The sequence below is a fragment of the Aquabacterium sp. genome (genome assembly GCF_044226965.1).
Taxonomy (GTDB): domain Bacteria; phylum Pseudomonadota; class Gammaproteobacteria; order Burkholderiales; family Burkholderiaceae_C; genus Pseudaquabacterium.
The window spans coordinates 1-19389 of the sequence record NZ_JBGAGA010000100.1; the positions used below are offsets into that span (position 1 = coordinate 1).

At 70.7% G+C, this 19389-nt stretch carries 23 protein-coding genes and 1 pseudogene; 20 read left to right on the forward strand and 4 right to left on the reverse strand.

Annotation, left to right across the window (positions count from 1 at the left end; genetic code table 11):
• The 3 genes from ACILR4_RS27065 to ACILR4_RS27075 form a co-directional block, all read left to right on the forward strand.
• On the forward strand, window positions 1-597 hold a 597-nt coding region (locus ACILR4_RS27065; protein WP_395704008.1), incomplete at its 5' end, for an enoyl-CoA hydratase-related protein.
• Between the two features lie 12 nt (window positions 598-609).
• On the forward strand, window positions 610-1242 hold the full coding sequence (locus ACILR4_RS27070) for a DUF4126 domain-containing protein (protein ID WP_395704009.1): 633 nt from the start codon (window positions 610-612) through the stop codon (window positions 1240-1242).
• A 13-nt stretch (window positions 1243-1255) separates the two neighbouring features.
• Complete coding sequence (locus ACILR4_RS27075; protein WP_395704010.1) at window positions 1256-3280, forward strand: acetyl/propionyl/methylcrotonyl-CoA carboxylase subunit alpha; 2025 nt, start codon at window positions 1256-1258, stop codon at window positions 3278-3280.
• 13 nt (window positions 3281-3293) lie between these two features.
• On the opposite strand, the gene ACILR4_RS27080 is transcribed toward ACILR4_RS27075, so the two are convergent.
• Window positions 3294-3689, reverse strand: a complete 396-nt coding sequence (locus ACILR4_RS27080; RefSeq protein ID WP_395704011.1) for a hypothetical protein — start codon at window positions 3687-3689, stop codon at window positions 3294-3296.
• 153 nt (window positions 3690-3842) lie between these two features.
• On the opposite strand from ACILR4_RS27080, the gene ACILR4_RS27085 reads away from it, so the two are divergent.
• The 16 genes from ACILR4_RS27085 to ACILR4_RS27160 all read left to right on the forward strand — a co-directional run bounded on the left by ACILR4_RS27085 (window position 3843) and on the right by ACILR4_RS27160 (window position 16624).
• Entirely contained in the window at window positions 3843-4772 is a 930-nt protein-coding gene (locus ACILR4_RS27085) for a hydroxymethylglutaryl-CoA lyase (RefSeq protein ID WP_395704012.1), read from the forward strand.
• Complete coding sequence (locus ACILR4_RS27090) at window positions 4769-5266, forward strand: YbaK/EbsC family protein (RefSeq protein WP_395704013.1); 498 nt, start codon at window positions 4769-4771, stop codon at window positions 5264-5266. The genes ACILR4_RS27085 and ACILR4_RS27090 overlap by 4 nt, the downstream gene beginning before the upstream one ends.
• A gap of 44 nt (window positions 5267-5310) precedes the next feature.
• The gene (locus ACILR4_RS27095; protein ID WP_395704029.1) at window positions 5311-5508 is read left to right on the forward strand and encodes a DUF1289 domain-containing protein; all 198 of its coding nucleotides are present in this window, start codon (window positions 5311-5313) and stop codon (window positions 5506-5508) included.
• Window positions 5505-6152, forward strand: a complete 648-nt coding sequence (locus ACILR4_RS27100; RefSeq protein ID WP_395704014.1) for a 2-hydroxychromene-2-carboxylate isomerase — start codon at window positions 5505-5507, stop codon at window positions 6150-6152. The genes ACILR4_RS27095 and ACILR4_RS27100 overlap by 4 nt, the downstream gene beginning before the upstream one ends.
• Before the next feature lie 276 nt (window positions 6153-6428).
• Entirely contained in the window at window positions 6429-8090 is a 1662-nt protein-coding gene (locus ACILR4_RS27105) for an MFS transporter (RefSeq protein WP_395704015.1), read from the forward strand.
• A gap of 232 nt (window positions 8091-8322) precedes the next feature.
• Entirely contained in the window at window positions 8323-8490 is a 168-nt protein-coding gene (locus ACILR4_RS27110) for a hypothetical protein (RefSeq protein WP_395704016.1), read from the forward strand.
• Between the two features lie 86 nt (window positions 8491-8576).
• Entirely contained in the window at window positions 8577-9023 is a 447-nt protein-coding gene (locus ACILR4_RS27115; protein ID WP_395704017.1) for a universal stress protein, read from the forward strand.
• Window positions 9024-9064: 41 nt separating this feature from the next.
• Window positions 9065-9754, forward strand: a complete 690-nt coding sequence (locus ACILR4_RS27120) for a TetR/AcrR family transcriptional regulator (RefSeq protein ID WP_395704018.1) — start codon at window positions 9065-9067, stop codon at window positions 9752-9754.
• 159 nt (window positions 9755-9913) lie between these two features.
• On the forward strand, window positions 9914-10498 hold the full coding sequence (locus ACILR4_RS27125; RefSeq protein WP_395704019.1) for a TRAP transporter small permease: 585 nt from the start codon (window positions 9914-9916) through the stop codon (window positions 10496-10498).
• A gap of 33 nt (window positions 10499-10531) precedes the next feature.
• Window positions 10532-11812 carry a TRAP transporter large permease subunit gene (locus ACILR4_RS27130; protein ID WP_395704020.1) on the forward strand — a complete coding sequence of 427 codons (1281 nt, stop codon included), beginning with the start codon at window positions 10532-10534 and terminating at the stop codon, window positions 11810-11812.
• 30 nt (window positions 11813-11842) lie between these two features.
• Window positions 11843-12847, forward strand: a complete 1005-nt coding sequence (locus ACILR4_RS27135) for a TRAP transporter substrate-binding protein (RefSeq protein ID WP_395704021.1) — start codon at window positions 11843-11845, stop codon at window positions 12845-12847.
• 19 nt (window positions 12848-12866) lie between these two features.
• On the forward strand, window positions 12867-13775 hold the full coding sequence (locus tag ACILR4_RS27140; protein ID WP_395704022.1) for a shikimate dehydrogenase: 909 nt from the start codon (window positions 12867-12869) through the stop codon (window positions 13773-13775).
• Window positions 13775-14665: a VOC family protein gene (locus ACILR4_RS27145; protein WP_395704023.1), complete on the forward strand. Its 891-nt coding sequence runs from the start codon at window positions 13775-13777 to the stop codon at window positions 14663-14665. The genes ACILR4_RS27140 and ACILR4_RS27145 overlap by 1 nt, the downstream gene beginning before the upstream one ends.
• The gene (locus ACILR4_RS27150) at window positions 14662-15591 is read left to right on the forward strand and encodes a sugar phosphate isomerase/epimerase family protein (RefSeq protein WP_395704024.1); all 930 of its coding nucleotides are present in this window, start codon (window positions 14662-14664) and stop codon (window positions 15589-15591) included. The genes ACILR4_RS27145 and ACILR4_RS27150 overlap by 4 nt, the downstream gene beginning before the upstream one ends.
• Window positions 15588-16067 (forward strand): type II 3-dehydroquinate dehydratase, encoded by a 480-nt coding sequence (gene aroQ / locus ACILR4_RS27155; RefSeq protein WP_395704025.1) that lies wholly within the window; start codon window positions 15588-15590, stop codon window positions 16065-16067. The genes ACILR4_RS27150 and aroQ overlap by 4 nt, the downstream gene beginning before the upstream one ends.
• A gap of 98 nt (window positions 16068-16165) precedes the next feature.
• Window positions 16166-16624, forward strand: coding sequence for a response regulator (locus tag ACILR4_RS27160; RefSeq protein WP_395704026.1), 459 nt, complete (start codon window positions 16166-16168; stop codon window positions 16622-16624).
• Window positions 16625-16639: 15 nt separating this feature from the next.
• Here the strand turns inward: ACILR4_RS27160 and ACILR4_RS27165 are convergent, their stop codons facing one another.
• Window positions 16640-17104 carry an Lrp/AsnC family transcriptional regulator gene (locus tag ACILR4_RS27165; protein WP_395704027.1) on the reverse strand — a complete coding sequence of 155 codons (465 nt, stop codon included), beginning with the start codon at window positions 17102-17104 and terminating at the stop codon, window positions 16640-16642.
• 95 nt (window positions 17105-17199) lie between these two features.
• Between ACILR4_RS27165 and ACILR4_RS27170 the strand changes: the two genes are divergently transcribed.
• Window positions 17200-17820: a LysE family transporter gene (locus tag ACILR4_RS27170; protein WP_395704028.1), complete on the forward strand. Its 621-nt coding sequence runs from the start codon at window positions 17200-17202 to the stop codon at window positions 17818-17820.
• Here the strand turns inward: ACILR4_RS27170 and ACILR4_RS27175 are convergent.
• Both ACILR4_RS27175 and ACILR4_RS27180 read right to left on the reverse strand, forming a co-directional pair.
• The gene (locus ACILR4_RS27175) at window positions 17767-18915 is read right to left on the reverse strand and encodes an NAD(P)/FAD-dependent oxidoreductase (RefSeq protein WP_395704030.1); all 1149 of its coding nucleotides are present in this window, start codon (window positions 18913-18915) and stop codon (window positions 17767-17769) included. The genes ACILR4_RS27170 and ACILR4_RS27175 overlap by 54 nt on opposite strands.
• Before the next feature lie 59 nt (window positions 18916-18974).
• Window positions 18975-19389 (reverse strand): annotated as a pseudogene (locus ACILR4_RS27180) (3-phenylpropionate dioxygenase); the annotation flags it as partial.

Below are 19389 nucleotides of genomic sequence, written 5' to 3' on the forward strand. Positions count from 1 at the left end.
GCCGACCTGAACTGGATGCGCGCGATGGCCGACTACAGCTGGGAGCAGAACCGCGCCGACGCGCAGGCGCTGGCCGACATGCTGTGGGCGATCTACAGCTGCCCGCACCCGGTGGTCGGCCGCATCCACGGCGACTGCTTCGCCGGCGGCCTGGGCCTGGCCGCCTGTTGTGACGTGCTGGTGGCCGCCGAGGGGCCGAGCTTCTGCCTGAGCGAGGCGCGGCTCGGCCTGCTGCCGGCGACGATCGGCCCCTACGTGATTCGCGCGCTCGGGGCACAGGCGGCGCGGCGCTACTTCATCACCGCCGAGCGCTTCAGCACCTCTGAGGCGCACCGGCTCGGCTTCGTGCACCAGCTGTGCCCGGCCGAGGCGCTGGACGACACGGTCGAGCAGATCGTCGCGACGCTGGTGGCCAACGGGCCGCAGGCGGTGAAGGCGAGCAAGCGCCTGGTGCAGGACCTGGCCGGGGCGCCGATCACCGAGGACCTGCGCGCCGAGACCGCGCGCCGCATCGCCGACATCCGTGCCAGCGACGAGGGCAAGGAAGGCGTGCAGTCCTTTCTTCACAAGCGCGACCCGAACTGGAAGCTGAACTGAGCGGCCATCGCGATGAACGCCAACCTCGACACCACCCACCTGCTGGCGCTGGCCGCGGCGCTGGGCTGGGCCAGCGGGCTGCGGCTGTACCTGGTGGTGTTCCTCACCGGGCTGGCCGGCTGGCTGGGCTGGGTGCCGCTGCCGTCGGGCCTGCAGGTGCTGCAGCAGCCGCTGGTGCTGGGCGCGGCCGGGCTGATGGTGCTGGTCGAGTTCCTGGCCGACAAGATCCCGGCGGTCGATTCGCTGTGGGACGCGGTGCACACGGTCATCCGCATCCCGGCCGGCGCGGCGCTGGCGGCCGGCGTGTTCGGCGGGGCCTTCGGCGGCGATGCGAACGCGTGGAGCGTCATCGCCGCGCTGCTGGGCGGCACGCTGGCGGCCACCAGCCACGTGGCGAAGGCCACCACGCGCGCGGCCATCAACACCTCGCCCGAGCCGTTCTCGAACATCGCCGCCTCGCTGGTCGGCGATGCCGCGGTGCCGGCAATGCTGTGGCTGGCCTTCGCCCACCCGTTCGCCTTCTTCGCCTGCCTGGCGCTGGCGCTGGCGGTGATGGTGACCTTGATCGTCGTGCTGATGAAGTTCCTGCGTGGCCTGGTGCGTGCGCTGCGCAATCGTTTTGGCGGTGGCCCGGCCACCGCGTGATGGAGACACCGAGATGTTCAAGAAGATCCTGATCGCCAACCGCGGCGAAATCGCCTGCCGCGTGGCGGCCACCGCCCGGCGCCTGGGCATCCGCACCGTCGCGGTGTACTCCGAGGCCGATGCGCAGGCGCAGCATGTGCAGGCCTGCGACGAGGCGGTGCTGATCGGCGCGGCCGCGCCCCGTGAGAGTTATCTGCGGGCCGACCGCATCCTGGAAGCCGCGAAGGCCACCGGCGCGCAGGCGGTGCATCCGGGCTACGGCTTCCTGTCCGAGAACGAGACCTTCGCCCAGGCTTGTGCGGATGCGGGCATCGCCTTCATCGGGCCGCCGCCGTCGGCGATCGCGGCGATGGGCAGCAAGTCGGCGGCCAAGTCGCTGATGGAGAAGGCCGGCGTGCCGCTGGTGCCGGGCTACCACGGTGACAACAACGACCCGCTGTTCCTGGCCGGCGAGGCCGAGCGCATCGGCTACCCGGTGCTGATCAAGGCCAGCGCCGGCGGCGGCGGCAAGGGCATGCGGCGCGTCGACAAGGCCGAGGACTTCCTCGCCGCGCTGGCCTCGTGCCAGCGCGAGGCCAAGTCCAGCTTCGGTGACGACCACGTGCTGGTCGAGCGCTACGTCACGCGGCCGCGGCACATCGAGATCCAGGTCTTCGGCGATACCCTGGGCCATTGCGTCTACCTGTTCGAGCGCGATTGCTCGGTGCAGCGCCGCCACCAGAAGGTGCTGGAGGAAGCGCCGGCGCCGGGCATGAGCGAGGCGCGCCGCGCCGAGATGGGCGCGGCGGCCGTGGCGGCCGCTCAGGCGGTGGGTTATGTCGGCGCCGGCACGGTGGAATTCATCGCCGAGGAGCTGGACGACGGCGACCTGCGCTTCTACTTCATGGAGATGAACACGCGGCTGCAGGTCGAGCATCCGGTGACCGAGGCGATCACCGGGCTGGACCTGGTGGAGTGGCAGCTGCGCGTGGCCGCCGGCCAGCCGCTGCCGCTGCAGCAGCAAGAGTTGAAGATCCGCGGCCATGCGATCGAGGCGCGCATCTGCGCCGAGAACCCCGACGGCGGCTTCCTGCCCGCCACCGGCCGGCTGGACGTGCTGCGCTGGCCGGCGCACGTGGCCTTCCGCCGCAATGCCGATGCCGAACCGTTCCATGAAGCGGCCGCGGTGCGGGTGGATGCCGGCGTGCGCGAGGGCGACGCGATCAGCCCGTTCTACGACTCGATGATCGCCAAGCTGATCGTCTGGGGCGACACCCGCGCGCAGGCGCTGGCGCGGCTGGACGCGGCGCTGGCCGAGACGCAGATCGTCGGCCTGCACACCAACGCCGCCTTCCTGCGCCGGGTGGTCAATTCACAGGCCTTCGCCACCGCCGACCTCGACACCGCGCTGATCGAGCGCGAGCGCGCCACGGTGCTGAACCAGCCGCCGCTGGCGCTGGAGATCGTCGCCGCCGGCGTGGTGGCGCATGCGCTGGCCGACGAGGCCGCGCTGTCGGGCGCCGACCCCTGGTCGCGCCGTGACGGCTGGCGCCTGCACGGCGGCGCGCGTCGGCACTTCGACATCGAGCATGCCGGCGAACACCATGCGGTGTCGCTGGCGCGGCTGCACGACGGTGCGCTGCGCCTGCGCGCCGGCGATCGCGAATGGGCCTTCCAGGCCACGCCGCGCGGGGAGGGCCGGCACGACGTGCTGCTGGACGCGCGCCGGCTGGCGCTGACGGTGCATGTGCACGGCGAGCGCGTTGCGGTGTTCAGCGACGAGGGCTCGGCGGTGGTGCACGAGATCGACGTCATCGCCCATGCCGGCGACGCCGGCGGCGAGGCCGGCCGCCTGACCGCACCGATGCCCGGCAAGGTGATCGCCTTCCTCGCCAAGGCCGGTGACGCGGTGGCCAAGGGCCAGCCGGTGGCCGTGATGGAGGCGATGAAGATGGAGCACACGCTGACCGCGCCGCGCGACGGCGTGGTGGCGGAACTGCTGTATGCGGTGGGTGACCAGGTCGCCGAGGGCGGCGAGCTGCTGCGTCTTCAGGCCTGAGCGGCGGTGCCGCTCAGCGTTGCCGCCAGCGCGAGAGCCAGCCCTTGGTCCGTTCGCCTTCGGGCGGCTGAGCGTCGGCGCCCAGGTCGGTGGCCGGGCCGCTGTCGGTCATCGGGCGCGAGACGCCGAAGCCGGTGGTGTTCTTGGCCCAGTCCGTCGGCTGCGAGGCATGGCCGGGCTGCAGCGCGCGCTGCTGCTCCAGGCGCTTGTACAGGTCGCGCGCGCTGCGGTATTGCACGGCCAGCTGGGCCAGCTCGGTGCCGCTGCAGGCGTCGCACACCAGCAGCACGTCGCGGGCATAGCGGGGCTGCTTCAGCATCTTCTCCACGTCGATGCCCTGCCCCAGCTCACGCATCAGGTAGAAATGGATCTTGGTGGCAATCTGCAGGGGGCTGGGGCTGTGCGACACGATCAGGCTTCCGGCAGGGCTGGTCTGCTTATGGGGCGCGATTCTGGGCCGTGGTTCCCTGTTCACCATCCCTTCCTTGGGGGCATTTCCCGGGAGGATTGAAAATCGATGTAACGGCCCTGGCCGTGCATCCCTAACTTGAAGGCGAAAACGATGCTTCCCTCTCGCGTGACTCTGGTAGACGTGGGCCCGCGCGACGGTCTGCAGAACGAGAAGCAGCCGGTGGCCACCGAGCACAAGGTGGCGCTGGTGCAGGCGCTGCAGGCCGCCGGGCTGCGCGAGATCGAGGTCACCAGCTACGTCAGCCCGAAGTGGGTGCCGCAGATGGCCGACAACGCGGCGGTGATGAACGCGATCCCGCGGCCGGCCGGCGTGCGCCATTCGGTGCTGGTGCCCAACATGATCGGCTTCAACGCGATGCTGGCCGCCGGCCCGCAGGCGCGGCCGGACGAGATCGTCGTGTTCGGCGCCGCCAGCCAGGCCTTCAGCCAGCGCAACATCAACTGCTCGATCGAGGAGAGCATCGAGCGCTTCGCGCCGGTGGTGGCCGCCGCGCGCGAGGCCGGCCTGAAGGTGCGCTCGGCCATCAGCTGCGCGCTGGGCTGCCCGTACCAGGGCGAGGTCACGCCCGACGAGGTGGAGCATGTCGTGAAGCTGATGAAGGAGATCGGTGTGCAGCACTGCGGCATCGCCGACACCATTGGCGTGGGCACGCCGCGCCGCGCGCAGGCGGTGATCGAGCGCGCGCTGAAGCATTTCCCAATGCATGAAGTGAGCGGCCATTTCCATGACACCTACGGCCAGGCGCTGGCCAACATCTACGCCTGCCTGGAGATCGGCCTGCACACCTTCGACACCAGCGTCGCCGGCCTGGGCGGCTGCCCCTACGCCAAGGGCGCCACCGGCAACGTGGCCACCGAGGACGTGGTGTTCATGCTGAACGGGCTGGGCATCGAGACCGGCATCGACCTCGACCGGCTGGTGCAGGCCGGCGGGGCGATCTCGGATGTGCTGGGCCGCGCGCCGGTGTCGCGCGCCGGCAAGGCGCTGTTGACCAAGCAGGGGAAAGTGTTCGCAGCATGAGCGACGACGAACTGAACAACCGCCCCGAGGGCTTCCAGCGCGTGACGCGCGTGCTGGCCGAGCGCGGCCATGCCCATGCGCCGCTGTGGCTGGAGGTGTCGGCGCGCACCTGCGCCGAAGCCGCCGATGCGCTGCAGGTGCAGGTGGGGCAGATCGCCAAGAGCGTGATCTTCCGCCGCAAGGCCGACGAGGCCGCGGTGCTGGTGGTGACCTCGGGCGACAAGCGGGTGGACGAGAAGAAGGTCGCGGCGCAGGTCGGCCCGATCGGCCGCGCCGATGCCGAGTTCGTCAAGGCACGCACCGGCTTCTCCATCGGCGGCGTGTCGCCGGTGGGCCACCTGCAGCCGCCGGTGGTGCTGGTCGACCGCGAGCTGTTCCGCTTCGGCGAGGTGTGGGCCGCGGCCGGGCATCCGAACGGCGTGTTCAAGCTCGCGCCGGACGAGCTGGTCATGCTCACCGGCGCGCCGGCGGCCGACGTGGTGGTCGATTCGTGAGCCGCGGCGCGCCCATCGCCAGCCCCTGCGTCAGCGTCTGCCGCATGGATGCGGCCAGCGGCTGGTGCGAAGGCTGCCTGCGCACGATCGACGAGATCGCCGCCTGGGGCGGCCTGGATGACGAGGCCCGGCGCGCTGTGATGGCGCTGCTGCCCGAGCGCCGCCGCCAGTGGCGCGCGATGCGCGTGGGCCGGGCGGACGCGCTGCCCGCATCGGCCGCCGCGCCGGAGCTGCCGCGATGACGCCGCTGGTGTTCTGGTTCGACGTGGTCTCGCCCTATGCCTGGCTGGCCTTCGACCGCCTGCCGCAGGCGCTGGAAGGCTGCAGCTACGTGGTCGATTACCGGCCGGTGCTGTTCGCCGGGCTGCTGAAGGCCTGGGGCCAGAAGGGCCCGGCCGAGATCGGCCCGAAGCGGGCCTGGACCTATCGCCAGGTCGCCTGGCAGGCCCACGCGCAGGGCACCGTGCTGCAGCTGCCGCGGCCGCATCCGTTCAACCCGCTGGCGCTGCAGCGGCTGGCGCTGGCCAGCTGCGAGGCCGGCGGCACGCCGAACCGGCGCGTGGTCGAGCTGCTGTTCCGCCATGTCTGGTGCCGCGAGGGCGCCGACCCCAACGAGCCGGCCGCACTGGCCGCGCTGACTGCAGGCGTCGCCCCGCGCCGCGATCCGGCCGGCGACGAGGTCAAGGCCGAACTGCGCGCGCACACCGAGGCCGCGCTGGCGCAGCAGGTCTTCGGCGTGCCCAGCATCACGTGCGACGGCCGGCTGTTCTGGGGCCAGGATGCGCTGCCGATGCTGCGGGCCGCGCTGCTGCACGACCCGTGGTTCGACGGACCCGCCTGGGACGACGCCGGCCGCCAGCCCGACGGCGTGCAACGCCTCGCGTGAGCGTCCGCGGGGCCGGGCCGCGCCTGGCCTGCCCCCGCGGACTCGGGGATCTCGCGCCCTGGGGTTTGTCCGCAGACTTTCGCATCGCGAAACAAATCACTAGGGTTGCACCGGGTTTTGTCAGCCTGTGTTGGCTTGGTGTCAGAACGCGGTCAGAGCCCGGTCGAATAGTCGCGACCGCGCACCGCCCATCGGCGGCGCGAGCAGACCCTACCGAGGAGTTCAACGCATATGGCTACTACGGCCTCCATGAAAGCGGGCGCGGCGAGCGCGCCCATGACGCGCGAGGAGAAGAAGGTCATCTTCGCCTCCTCGCTGGGCACGGTGTTCGAGTGGTACGACTTCTACCTCTACGGCTCGCTGGCCGCGTTCATCGGCAAGCACTTCTTTGCCGCGCTGGACCCCACCGCGCAGTTCATCGCCTCGCTGCTGGCCTTCGCGGCCGGCTTCATCGTGCGCCCGTTCGGCGCGCTGGTGTTCGGCCGCCTCGGCGACATGATCGGCCGCAAGTACACCTTCCTGGTCACGATCCTGATCATGGGTCTGTCGACCTTCATCGTCGGTATCCTGCCCAGCTATGCCTCCATCGGCATGGCCGCGCCGATCATCCTGGTCGGCCTGCGCATCCTGCAGGGCCTGGCGCTGGGTGGTGAGTACGGCGGTGCCGCCACCTACGTGGCCGAGCACGCGCCGCACGGCAAGCGCGGCGCCTACACCTCGTGGATCCAGACCACGGCCACGCTGGGCCTGTTCCTGTCGCTGCTGGTGATCCTGGGCGTGCGCACCTGGATGGGCAACGACGCGTTTGCCGAATGGGGCTGGCGCATTCCGTTCATCGTGTCGATCCTGCTGCTGGCGGTCAGCGTGTGGATCCGGCTGTCGATGAACGAATCGCCCGCCTTCAAGAAGATGAAGGAAGAGGGCAAGGTCTCGAAGGCCCCGCTGTCCGAGTCCTTCGGCCAGTGGAAGAACGCCAAGTTCGTGATGCTGGCGCTGTTCGGCCTGGTGATGGGCCAGGGCGTGGTCTGGTACACCGGCCAGTTCTACGCGCTGTTCTTCCTGACGAGCACGCTGAAGGTCGACGGCACGGAAGCGCAGTTGATGATCGCGGCCTCGCTGCTGATCGGCACGCCGTTCTTCGTCGTGTTCGGGTCGCTGTCCGACAGGATCGGTCGCAAGCCGATCATCCTGGCCGGCATGCTGCTGGCGGTGCTGACCTACTTCCCGCTGTTCAAGATGCTGACCGCGGCCGCGAACCCCGAACTCGCCGCGGCGCAGGCCAAGGCGCAGATCGTCGTCAAGGCCGACCCGAAGACCTGTTCGTTCCAGGGCAGCCCGATCGCCCGCGAAGTGGACTTCACGTCCGGCTGTGACATCGCCAAGCGCGCGCTGACCGGCTCGTCGGCCAGCTACGAGAACGAGGTGCTGCCGGCGGGTTCGCCCACCGTGGTGAAGGTCGGCGACAAGGAACTGACGCCGCCGGCCCAGGTCGCGACCACGGCCGGTGGCCACAAGTTCGACGAAGCCTCGGGCAAGGCGATCGGCGCGTTCAAGAAGGACCTGGCCGATTCGCTGAAGGCCGCCGGCTACCCATCCAAGGCCAAGCCGATCGACTTCATGGGCGGCGCCTGGTGGTCCATCGTGGGCATCCTGACGATCCTGGTGATCTACGTGACGATGGTGTATGGCCCGATCGCCGCGATGCTGGTCGAGCTGTTCCCCACCCGCATCCGCTACACCTCGATGAGCCTGCCGTACCACATCGGCAACGGCTGGTTCGGCGGCCTGCTGCCCTCGGTCACCTTCGCGATGGTGGCCTCCAACGGCAACATGTACTACGGCCTGTGGTACCCCATCACGATCGCCGCGGTGTGCTTCGTGATCGGCCTGCTGTTCGTGCGCGAGACCAAGGACGTCGACATCTACGCCCGAGACTGATTGTTGACCCCGGCCGCCTGGCGGCCGCCCCCGAGGGGCTACCAAACCCGACCGGGCAACCCGGATCGGGTTTGGCGCTTACTGCATCACCGCGCTCCCCTGGCCGCTTCGCAGCCTGTCCCCTGCCGGGGACGTGTCGGTGGTCTGCCGGGGGGGTGGCCTGCCGGGGGGGTGGCGTGTGGGTCTGCTTGAGGCCTACACGCCACCTTCGAAATCTCTCGGAAACCCTGTCATGTGGAAGCTGCTGGTTGGATTCATCGTGTTCGCGCTCGTCGCCCTGTTCGTGCTGAAGAAGGTGGGCGGCGGCATTGACATCAGCGGCGAGAAGCACGGCGTGGAAACCAGCCAGCCCGCCGAGCCGGCCTCCGCAGCGTCGGCCGCCGAAGCGGCTTCGCGCTGAGCATCCGTCGCGCCGCTTGACGGGCCTCAACGCCGGGGCCGGGGCGGCGGCCTAGAGTGATGGTCATCGCATCGCGGATGTCCATCATGTACCACAAGCTTCTGGTTCCGGTTGACCATGGCGAACTGTCCGATCGCGCGATGCGCGCCGGCCTCGACCTGGCGCGCCAGCTCGGCAAGGTCAGCGTCATCGGCTTCGTCGTCGAGCCGCTGTCGCCCGGCCCGCAGGTGGGCACCACGCTGGCCGAATACGCCCGCGCCAACGAGGAGCACGTCGCGCGCACCGATGCCGCCGCGCGTGCGGTGCTCACCCGCTTCGAGGTCCTGGCGGCCGAGGCCGGCGTGGAGTTCCACGGCCTGCACGCGCAATCCAACAGCATCGACCAGGCCATCGTCGAGACCGCGCGGGCCGAAGGCGTCGACATGATCGTGATGGTCACGCACGGTCGCGGCATCTTCGGCGAACTGCTGTTCGGCTCGCACAGCAAGGCCGTGCTGGCCCAGACCGACCTGCCGGTGCTGATCCTGCGTTGACCGGGCGCCGCCCGGTGCGGATCGGGTAAGCTCGGTTCGCGATGAACCAATCCGTACAAAAGCCGGCCGCCCCGGCCCGGCGGGCGCGCGGCCGCCCGCCGGCCAACGACCCCACGCGCACCAACGACCCCGAGCGCACGATGGCCGACATCCTGGCGGTGGCCACGCGCGAGTTCGCCGACAAGGGCCTGGCCGGTGCGCGCATCGACGAGATCGCCGAAGCCACGCGCACCAGCAAGCGCATGATCTATTACTACTTCGGCAGCAAGGAAGGGCTGTACGTCGCGGTGCTGGAGGACGCCTACCGCCGCATCCGCAGCATCGAGGCCGAACTCCACCTCGAAGACCTGGCGCCCGAGGACGCCTTGCGCCGGCTGGTCGGCTTCACCTACGACTACCAGCTCGCCAACCCGGACTTCATCCGCCTGGTGATGACCGAGAACATCCACCGCGGCGAGTTCCTGGCGCAGAGCAAGAGCATCCAGCAGCTGAACGTGCCGGCGATCGACGCGGTGCGCGCGGTGTACCAGCGCGGCGTCAAGGCGGGCGTGTTCCGCAAGGACGTCGACCCGGTCGACCTGCACATGTCGATCTCGGCGCTGTGCTTCTTCAACGTGGCCAACCGCCACACCTTCGGCCTGATCTTCAAGCGCGACCTCGACAGCCCGCGCGCCGTCGGCGCCCGGCGCGACAGCATCGTCGAGATGGTCGTGCGCTTCGTGCGCAAGTAGGCCGCGGCGGCCCGCCGCGCACCGCCGCCGTACCGTCCGGCCTGCCATGCGGGTTTACCCGCTGATAAAAACTAACTAGTTCGTACATTATTGGTTCGTCAAGCCGCGACGGCTCGGCACACGCCACCGACGCCCGTGCGGGCGCGCAGGAGACAAGGCATGAAACGCTGGATCGATCACTACTGCAGGCTGCTGGAGCTGGCCATGGTGCTGGCGCTGGCCTGCATGGTCGTGCTGGTCTTCGGCAACGTGGTGCTGCGCTACGCCTTCAACTCCGGCATCACGCTGTCGGAGGAGGTCTCGCGCTGGCTGTTCGTGTGGATGACCTTCCTCGGCGCCATCGTCGCGCTGAAGGAGCATGGCCACCTGGGCAGCGACATGCTGGTGTCGCGCCTGGGGCCGCTGGGCAAGCGCATCTGCCTCGGCCTGGGCCAGGCGCTGATGCTCTATGCCACCTGGCTGCTGCTCAGCGGCAGCTGGCAGCAGGCACGCATCAACCTGGATGTGGAGGCGCCGGTCACCGGGCTGTCCACCGCGATCTTCTATGGCTCGGGCGTGGTGTTCGCGCTGTCCAGCGGCGTGCTGCTGCTGGGCCAGCTTTGGCGCACGGTGAGCGGTGCGCTCGGCGACGACGAGCTGGTGATGGTGCAGGAGTCGGAAGACCTGGCGCAGGTCGAGTCGCTGCACATCGGCGAGGCCACGCCGCTGAACTCGCAGACCTTCGGCGGCGCCAAGCCGCGCTGACCCGCCCCGCCACGCGCCTCCCGAAAGCCTCCGATGACCGTCTTCATCTTCCTCGGTTCCCTGCTGCTGGTGATGGCGCTGGGCGTGCCCATCGCCTACGCGCTGCTGCTGTCCGGCGTGGCGCTGATGTGGCACCTGGACCTGTTCGACGCGCAGATCCTGGCGCAGAACGTCATCAACGGCGCCGACAGCTTCCCGCTGCTGGCGGTGCCCTTCTTCATGCTGGCCGGTGAGATCATGAACGTCGGCGGCCTGTCCAGCCGCATCGTCAAGCTGGCGCTGGCGCTGGTGGGCCACAAGCGCGGCGGGCTGGGCTTCGTCGCGATCCTGGCGGCCTGCCTGCTGGCGGCGCTGTCGGGCTCGGCGGTGGCCGACACCGCGGCACTGGCCGCGCTGCTGCTGCCGATGATGGTCAAGGCCGGGCACGACAAGGCGCGCGCCGGCGGGCTGATCGCCTCGGCCGGCATCATCGCGCCGGTGATCCCGCCGTCGATCGGCTTCGTGATCTTCGGCGTCGCGGCGAACGTGTCGATCAGCAAGTTGTTCCTGGCCGGCATCGTGCCGGGGCTGCTGATGGGGCTGTCGATCACCGCGGCCTGGTGGTGGGTGGCCAAGCGCGAGAACATCCGCCCGCCGCGCAAGGCCAGCGGCGCCGAGCGGCTGCAGGCCCTGCGCGAATCCACCTGGGCGCTGTTCCTGCCGGTGATCGTGCTGGTGGGGCTGAAGATGGGCGTGTTCACGCCGACCGAGGCGGCGGTGGTGGCCGCGGTGTACGCGCTGCTGGTGGCGACGCTGGTCTACAAGGAACTGAAGTGGCACCAGCTCTACGAGGTGTTCGCCACCGCCGCGAAGACCACCGCGGTGATCATGTTCCTGGTGGCTGCGGCGATGGTCTCGGCCTGGCTCATCACGGTGGCCGACATACCGTCCAAGATGATCGGCCTGCTGCAGCCCTTCATGGGCAGCCCGACGCTGCTGCTGATCGCCATCATGGTGCTGGTGATGGCGGTGGGCACCGCGATGGACATGACGCCCACCATCCTGATCATGACCCCGGTGCTGATGCCGGTGGTCAAGGCCGCCGGCATCGACCCGGTGTACTTCGGCGTGCTGTTCATCATCAACAACGCCATCGGCCTGATCACGCCGCCGGTGGGCACGGTGCTCAACGTGGTGGCCGGCGTCGGCCGCATGAAGATGGACGAGGTCACCCGCGGCGTGGTGCCGTTCATGGTGGCCGAGTTCGCCGTGATGTTCCTGATGGTGCTGTTCCCGCCCCTGGTGACGGTGCCCATGCGCTGGTTCGCCAGCTGACCCCTTCTCAAACGATCCAGGAGACGATCCATGCCCCGATTCCACCGCCGCGCGCTGCTTGCGCTGAGCCTGATGGCCGCTGTCTTTGGCGCCCAGGCGCAGGACATCAAGGAGCGCAGCTTCAAGCTCGCGCTGCAGAACCCCAAGGGCCACCCGCTGGCCACCGGGGCCGAGAAGTTCGCCGAGCTGGTCGCGGCCCGGTCCGGCGGCAAGCTCAAGGTCAACCTCTTCCCCGGCGGCACGCTGGGCAGCGACGCGGCCAGCGTCAGCGCACTGCAGGGCGGCACGATCGAGATCGTGGTGCTGAACTCCGGCATCCTGGCCTCGCAGGTCAAGGACTTCGAGGTCTTCGACTTTCCGTTCATGTTCGCCAACGCACAGGAAGCCGACGCGGTGGTCGACGGCCCGCTCGGCCAGAAGCTGCACGCGCGGCTGGCCGACAAGGGCATCGTCGGCCTGGCGTACTGGGAGCTGGGCTTCCGCAGCCTCACCAACAGCAAGCGCCCGGTCAACAAGGTCGAGGACATCGCCGGGCTGAAGCTGCGCGTGATCCCGAACGCCATCAACATCGACTGGGTCAAGGCGCTGGACGCGAACCCGACGCCGCTGGCCTTTCCCGAGCTCTATGCCGCGCTCGAGCAGAAGGCGGTGGACGGGCAGGAGAACCCGGTCAGCGTGATCCTGGCCAACAAGTTCGCCGAGGTGCAGAAGTACCTGACGCTGACCAACCACCAGTACAACCCGCAGTCGGTGATCTTCAGCAAGAAGGTCTGGGACAGCCTGGGTGCGCCCGAGCGCAAGATCCTGCAGGACGCCGCGGTCGAAGCCGGCCGCTACCAGCGCCAGGTCTCGCGCGAGGCCTCGGCCGGCACCATCGAGCAGCTGAAGAAGGCCGGCATGCAGGTCAGCGAGCTGCCGCCGGCCGAAATGGCCAAGCTGCGCGAGAGGATGAAGCCGGTGATCGAGAAGCACGGCGCGGCCATTGCCGCCACCGTGGCCGAATTGCAGGCCGAGCTGGCCAAGCTGCGCAAGTGACGAGCACAGGCCTGCGCCCATGGACCCGCAAAAGCCGCTGATCGGGCTGATCGGCGCCGGCATCGGCCAGTCGCTGTCGCCGGCGATGCACATGGAAGAGGCGCGCCACCACGGCCTCGACCTGCACTACCAGCTGATCGACCTGGACCGCACCGGCGCCGGCATCGAGGCGCTGCCGGGGCTGGTCGCGGCCGCCCGCACGATGGGCTTCGCCGGTCTGAACATCACCTACCCGTGCAAGCAGGCGGTGCTGCCGCTGCTGGACGCGCTGTCGCCCGATGCGCGGGCCATGGGGGCGGTCAACACCGTGGTGCTGCGCGACGGGCGCCTCGTCGGCCACAACACCGACGGCTCGGGCTGGGCCTGGGGTTTCCGGCGCGCGCTGCCGCAGGCCGACCTCTCGCACGTGGTGCTGCTGGGCACCGGCGGCGCCGGCTCGGCGATTGCACATGCAGTGCTGCAGCTGGGGGCAGGCCAGCTCTGGCTGGTCGACCGCGAGGCGGCGCGCGCCCAGGCGCTGGCCGAGTCGCTGAATCGCTGCCATGCCGCCGGCACGGCCGGTGCGCGGGTGCAGGCCAGCACCGACCTGGCCGGCGCGCTGCAGGGTGCCACCGGGCTGATCCATGCCACGCCCACCGGCATGTCCAAGCTGCCGGGGCTGCCGCTCGACGCCGCGCTGCTGCACCCGGGCCTGTGGCTGGCCGAGGTGGTGTATTTCCCGCTCGAGACCGCGTTGCTGCGCGCCGCGCGCGCCGCCGGCTGCGCGGTGGCCGACGGCGGCGGCATGGCCGTGGGCCAGGCCATCGGTGCCTTCGAGCTGTTCACCGGCCTGCGCGCCGACCCCGAGCGCGTGGCCGCTCATTTCAGGCGACTGGTGGCCGCGCGGGAAGCTGCCGCCAGCGCGCCGCCCGCCAGCAGGACCGCGTGATGCACACCGTGAAGTTCCCCGACCGCGAAGCCATCGGCGAGCTGCCCAATCCGCTGGGGCTGGAAGGCATCGAGTTCATCGAGTACGCCACCCGCGCGCCGCAGGCGCTGGGCCAGGTGCTCGAACGGCTGGGCTTCCGCCCGGTGGCGCGCCACCGCTCGCGCGAGGTGCTGCTGTACCGCCAGGGCGGCATGAACGTGGTGATCAACGCGCACGGCGGCAGCGAAGGCCTGCTGCCCGATGGGGCGCCGGCGATCAGCGCGGTGGCCCTGCGCGTGCGCGACGCGGCCGCCGCCTACCAGCGCGCGCTGGACCGCGGCGCCTGGGGCGTGCCGGCGCAGGTGGCGGTGATGGAGCTGAACATTCCGGCGATCCACGGCGTCGGCGCCAGCCGGCTGTACTTCGTCGACCGCTGGCGCGAGTTCTCGATCTGGGACGTCGACTTCGTGCCGATCCCCACCGTCGACCCGCGGCCGCCGGCGCTGGCCGGGCTGCACTGGTTCGGCCTGGTGCAGTACATCGGCCGCGAGCGCATGGCCGACTGGTGCGAGTTCTACCGCGAGCTGTTCGGCTTCGCGCTGCTGCCCGACGACCAGCGCTTCGGCATCCTGCCCCGCGGCCGCATCCTGCAGAGCCCGTGCAACAGCTTCTACCTGCAGCTGATCGAGCCCGACAGCGTCGACGACGAGGCCGGCGCGGCCGACGAATGCCTGCAGCGCGTCGGCCTGGGCACGCCGGACGTGCCGGCCGCGGTGGCGCAGCTGCGCGCGCGCGGCGTCGACTTCGTCGAGGCCGGCGCGGTGCACACCGAAGGCCGCGGCGCGCTGACCACGCCGCAGCTGGGCGGGCTGATGTTCGAGCTGGTGCGCGACGGGCGGGCGACCCCATGACCACGCGCGCCGCCGCGAACGCCGCGCCGCGCCGCGACCAGGGCTCGGTCGACGACTTCGGCATGGACACCATCACGCTGGCCGGCCCGCTGGAGGCCAAGCTCGCGGCCATGCGCGAGGCCGGCTTCACGCAGGTGATGCTGAAGGCCAACGACATCGTCGGCCACCCGGCCGGCGTGGACGCCGCGGTGCGCGCGGTGCAGGCCAGCGGCCTGCGCGTCACCGGCTTCCAGGTGCTGCGCGACTTCGAAGGCCTGTCGGGCCACCTGCACGACTACAAGCTCGACATCGCCAAGGCCATGCTCGAGATGGCGCGGGCGGTCGGCGCGCCGCTGCTGCTGGCCTGCTCGTCGACCAGCCGCCATGCCAGCGACGACCCCGAGGCGATCGCCCGCGACCTGCGCAAGCTGGCGATGCTGGCGCTGCCGCTGGGGCTGAAGGTGGCCTACGAGGGCCTGAGCTGGGGCCGCACGATCAACGAGTTCACCACCGCCTGGGACGTGGTCTGCCGCGCCGACATGCCCAACCTGGGCCTGGGCTTCGACTCCTTCCACGCGCTGGCCACCCAGACCGCGCCGCAGGCGCTGGAGCAGGTCGACCCGGCGAAGATCTTCCTGGTGCAGCTGGCCGACTTCATGTGGCAGGAGGTGCGCTCGGCCGAGGAGCGCATCGCCACCGCGCGGCACTTCCGCGTCTTTCCCGGCGAGGGCGTGCACAGTGCCGAGGTGGCCGCGCTGGTGCAGCGCCTGGCCGCGATGGGCTACCGCGGCGACTACAGCTTCGAGGTCTTCAACGACGACTACCAGCAGCTGCCGCTGCCGCTGGTGGCGCAGCGCGCGCGCCGCTCGGCGCTGTGGCTGGGCGAGCAGGTGCTGCGCCGCTCGGTACCATTGCCCAACCGCATCCGCCTGAAGCCCGCCGCATGACGACCGCCCCGAACCCGACGCCCAGGATCCTGGTGCTCAACGGCCCCAACCTGAACCTGCTGGGCACGCGCGAGCCGGCCGTCTATGGCGCCACCACCTTGGCCGACGTCGAGGCGCTGTGCCGTGACGCGGCGCAGCAAAAGGGCGCCGAGGCCGAGTGCCGGCAATCGAACCACGAAGGACAGCTGATCGACTGGATCCACGAGGCCGGCGTCGCCCACCGTGCCGGGCAGCTCGCCGGCGTGGTCTTCAATGCCGGCGCCTACACCCACACCTCGGTCGCGCTGCATGACGCCATCAAGGGCAGCGGCGTGCCGGTGATCGAGGTGCACATCTCGAACGTCCATGCGCGCGAGAGCTTCCGCCACCATTCCTGGCTCTCGCCGGTGGCCGCCGGCATCGTCGTCGGCTTCGGCGTGGACGGCTACGTGCTGGCCATCGAAGGCCTGCTGCGCAAGGCGCGACCCGCTCCCTAGAACTGTTATCACCGGGCCGGCTTGCGCTTTGCGAATCCGGCCTTATGCTGCCCGCATCAAGATGGCCACGGGGAGAGCCATCCGGCAAGGGGCACGCCATGACGGCAATCGAATCCAGTACGGAAGAGTCCGGTGGCACGGTGCTGCATGGCACCGTGCTGTACATCGAGGACGAGCCGATCAACGTCTCGCTGGTCGAGGCCATCATCCAGCAGCGCCACCCCGGCGTGCGGCTGGTGCATGCGGCCACCGGGGCCGAGGGCGTGCAACTGGTGCGCAGCGAGAAGCCCGACTTCGTGCTGCTGGACATGCACCTGCCGGACATGTCCGGGCTCGAGGTGGTGCGCCAGCTCAACGTCGACATCGCCAACCGCGGCCTGCGCGTCACCATCCTCACCGGCGACAGCCTGTCGATGGACATCATCAAGGCCATGAGCCTGGGCGCCTATGAGTACTGGGTCAAGCCGCTGGACCTGAAGCTGTTCGAGGCCGGGCTGCGGCGCGCGCTCACCGGCCGCCGGCCAGACCCGGCCCGGCGCCTGCCCTCGCGCGCCTGAGCGGCCGGCTGCCGCTCAGCCCGGCGGCCGCGCCAGCGCGCGGCGCGGGATCGGGGTGGACAGCACGATCGACGTGCGCGTCTCGCCCCAGCCGTTGATCGCGCCGAGAAAGGCCTCCAGCCCGGCCAGGTCGACGGCCACCACCGTCATCACGTAGGAATCGCTGCCGGTCACGTGGTGGCATTCCAGCACCTCGGGCATCGCGCGCAGCCGGGCCAGCAGCCCGCGCTTGGCCGGCTGCAGCGCGGTGATGCCGATGATCGCGCGCACGTGCCAGCCCAGGCGCGCCGGCTCCAGGTCGGCGACGATGCCGCGGATCACGCCCGCTTCCTGCAGGCGCTTGAGCCGCTCGGCGGTGGCGGCGATCGACAGGCCGGCTGCCGCCGCCAGCGCCTTCAGCGGCTGCCGGCCGTCGGTCTGCAAGGCCTGCAGCAGCCGCCAGGCCTTGTCGTCGAGCGTGATCGCGGGTTCGCTGGGCATCGCGGCTCTGGTCCGGAAAAAACGCGGGTGGGGTCGCATCTTCGCCGGAATTTCGCGCTGTGCGGCCGGCGGCCGGCGCCGGGACAATGGCCGGCATGGCAAGCCCCGAATCCCTGCTGCTGTTTGGCCAGTCGCTGCTGATCGGGCTGTCGATCGCCGCGCCGGTCGGCCCGATCGGGCTGCTCACGATCCAGCGCACGCTGGCCCTGGGCCCGGCCGCGGGCCTGGCCACCGGGCTCGGCGCCGCGGCGGCCGACGCGGTGTACGGCGCGATCGGCGCCTTCGGCGTCACCGCGCTGATCCAGTGGCTGACCGGCGCGCGCACCGGCCTGGCGCTGGCCGGCGGCGCCTTCCTGCTGTGGCTGGCGTGGTCGACCTGGCGCGCGCCGGTGGCCGAGCGGGCGGCCCGCGTCGGCGGCGGCACCGACCTGCTGCGCTGCTTTGCCGGCACCTTCGTGCTGACCCTGTCGAACCCGGCGACGATCCTGTCCTTCATCGCGGTGTTCGGTGCCCTGGCGGGCCGCCTGGCCATCCGCTCGCCGTGGCCGATGATCGGCGGCGTGCTGCTGGGCTCGGCGCTGTGGTGGCTGCTGCTGTCCAGCGTGGTCGGCCGGCTGCGCGAGCGCTTCGATGCGCGCTGGCGTGGCCGCGTCAATCGGGCGTCAGCACTGTTGCTCGCCGCTTTCGCGCTGTGGCAGTGGATCGGCCTCCTGTAGCGCGGCCAGCACCTGCTCGGCGATGGCCAGCGACGAGGTCAGCCCCGGCGATTCGATGCCGAACAGGTTCACCAGGCCGGGCACGCCGTGGCGCGCCGGGCCGTCGATGCGGAAGTCCGCCGCCGGCTCGCCCGGGCCGCTGATCTTCGGCCGCAGGCCGGCGTAGCCGGGTTGCAGCGCGCCGTCGGGCAGCGCGGGCCAGTAGCGGCGCACCTCGTTGTAGAAGCTGTCGGCATCGCGCGGGTCGACGCGGTAGTCGACCGTGTCCACCCACTGGAAGTTGGGGCCGAAACGGGCCTGGCCGCCCAGGTCCAGCGTCAGGTGCACGCCCAGGTGGCTGGACTGGCCCGGCGCCGGGTAGATGAGCCGCGAGAACGGCGCCCTGCCGGCCAGCGTGAAGTAGCTGCCCTTGGCCAGGTGCGCGTGCGGCACATGCCGCGCCTCCAGCCCGGCCAGCCGGCGCGCCAGAGCCGGCGCCTGCAGCCCCGCGGCATTCACCACCTGTCGGGCGCGCAGCGTCATCGGCTGCCCGCCGCCCACGTCGAGCTCGATGCCCTGCGCGGTGCAGCGGCCCTGCAGCAGCGGCGAACACAGCGCCAGCATCGCGCCATGGCGCTCGGCATCGCCCAGCAGCGCCAGCATCAGGCCGTGGCTGTCGATGATGCCGGTGGAGGGCGACAGCAGCGCGCCCACGCAGTGCAGCGCCGGCTCCAGCGCCCGGGCCTCGGCAGCGCTCAGGCGCTGCAGGTCGTGCACGCCGTTGGCGGCGGCCTGGGCCTGCAGCCTGTCCAGCAGCGGCAGTTCGTCGGCCGCGGTGGCGACGATCAGCTTGCCGCAGCGCCGGTGCGGCACGCCATGGCTGGCGCAGAACGCGTACAGCAGCGCCTTGCCGCGCACGCACAGCTGCGCGCGCAGCGAGCCGGGCGGGTAGTACAGCCCGGCGTGGATCACTTCACTGTTGCGCGCGCTGGTCACGGTGCCGAAGGCGTTCTCGGCCTCCAGCACCAGCACCTCGCGTCCGGCCAGCGCCAGCGCGCGGGCCACCGCCAGGCCGATCACGCCGGCGCCGATCACGACGCTGTCCACCACCTCGATGCTGCTGCTCATGGCGGTGATGCTAGCCGGGCCGGTGGGCCCGGCGCGGCGGGCTGGCGTCAGCCGGCCGTGGCAGCCGCCGCGGCGATGCGCGCCTGCGCCTGCTCGGCCGCGCGCTTCTCCAGCATGCGCCGCACGCGGGCCAGGCCGACGTCGTGCTCGTACAGGAACTCGCGGTTGCGGGCGTCCTCGGGCAGCGACTCCAGCACGAACTGGTCCTGCTCCAGCACTGCCCAGTGCAGGCCTTCGAGCCGGTTGCGGTACAGGAAGCGCCAGACGTTGCGCTGCCAGCCCTGCACCTTGCGCGTACGCCAGAAGTAGACCTGCGTGTGGTGTTCGTCCACCGGCGTCGCGAAGCCGACGATGCCGAACGAGCCGCCGGGTCCGTAGCGCTTCTGGTACGGGATCGACAGGCGCAGCCACAGGCAGCCGGTGTCGCCGAGCTCGACCCAGTCGAAGTTCACGCCCTGCTGG

Coding starts and splice junctions, on each gene's coding strand:
- ACILR4_RS27070 (WP_395704009.1), top strand. CDS start 610: ATGAACGCCAACCTCGACACCACCCACCTGCTGGCGCTGGCCGCGGCG.
- ACILR4_RS27075 (WP_395704010.1), top strand. CDS start 1,256: ATGTTCAAGAAGATCCTGATCGCCAACCGCGGCGAAATCGCCTGCCGC.
- ACILR4_RS27085 (WP_395704012.1), top strand. CDS start 3,843: ATGCTTCCCTCTCGCGTGACTCTGGTAGACGTGGGCCCGCGCGACGGT.
- ACILR4_RS27090 (WP_395704013.1), top strand. CDS start 4,769: ATGAGCGACGACGAACTGAACAACCGCCCCGAGGGCTTCCAGCGCGTG.
- ACILR4_RS27095 (WP_395704029.1), top strand. CDS start 5,311: ATGGATGCGGCCAGCGGCTGGTGCGAAGGCTGCCTGCGCACGATCGAC.
- ACILR4_RS27100 (WP_395704014.1), top strand. CDS start 5,505: ATGACGCCGCTGGTGTTCTGGTTCGACGTGGTCTCGCCCTATGCCTGG.
- ACILR4_RS27105 (WP_395704015.1), top strand. CDS start 6,429: ATGACGCGCGAGGAGAAGAAGGTCATCTTCGCCTCCTCGCTGGGCACG.
- ACILR4_RS27110 (WP_395704016.1), top strand. CDS start 8,323: ATGTGGAAGCTGCTGGTTGGATTCATCGTGTTCGCGCTCGTCGCCCTG.
- ACILR4_RS27115 (WP_395704017.1), top strand. CDS start 8,577: ATGTACCACAAGCTTCTGGTTCCGGTTGACCATGGCGAACTGTCCGAT.
- ACILR4_RS27120 (WP_395704018.1), top strand. CDS start 9,065: ATGAACCAATCCGTACAAAAGCCGGCCGCCCCGGCCCGGCGGGCGCGC.
- ACILR4_RS27125 (WP_395704019.1), top strand. CDS start 9,914: ATGAAACGCTGGATCGATCACTACTGCAGGCTGCTGGAGCTGGCCATG.
- ACILR4_RS27130 (WP_395704020.1), top strand. CDS start 10,532: ATGACCGTCTTCATCTTCCTCGGTTCCCTGCTGCTGGTGATGGCGCTG.
- ACILR4_RS27135 (WP_395704021.1), top strand. CDS start 11,843: ATGCCCCGATTCCACCGCCGCGCGCTGCTTGCGCTGAGCCTGATGGCC.
- ACILR4_RS27140 (WP_395704022.1), top strand. CDS start 12,867: ATGGACCCGCAAAAGCCGCTGATCGGGCTGATCGGCGCCGGCATCGGC.
- ACILR4_RS27145 (WP_395704023.1), top strand. CDS start 13,775: ATGCACACCGTGAAGTTCCCCGACCGCGAAGCCATCGGCGAGCTGCCC.
- ACILR4_RS27150 (WP_395704024.1), top strand. CDS start 14,662: ATGACCACGCGCGCCGCCGCGAACGCCGCGCCGCGCCGCGACCAGGGC.
- aroQ (WP_395704025.1), top strand. CDS start 15,588: ATGACGACCGCCCCGAACCCGACGCCCAGGATCCTGGTGCTCAACGGC.
- ACILR4_RS27160 (WP_395704026.1), top strand. CDS start 16,166: ATGACGGCAATCGAATCCAGTACGGAAGAGTCCGGTGGCACGGTGCTG.
- ACILR4_RS27165 (WP_395704027.1), bottom strand. CDS start 17,104: ATGCCCAGCGAACCCGCGATCACGCTCGACGACAAGGCCTGGCGGCTG.
- ACILR4_RS27170 (WP_395704028.1), top strand. CDS start 17,200: ATGGCAAGCCCCGAATCCCTGCTGCTGTTTGGCCAGTCGCTGCTGATC.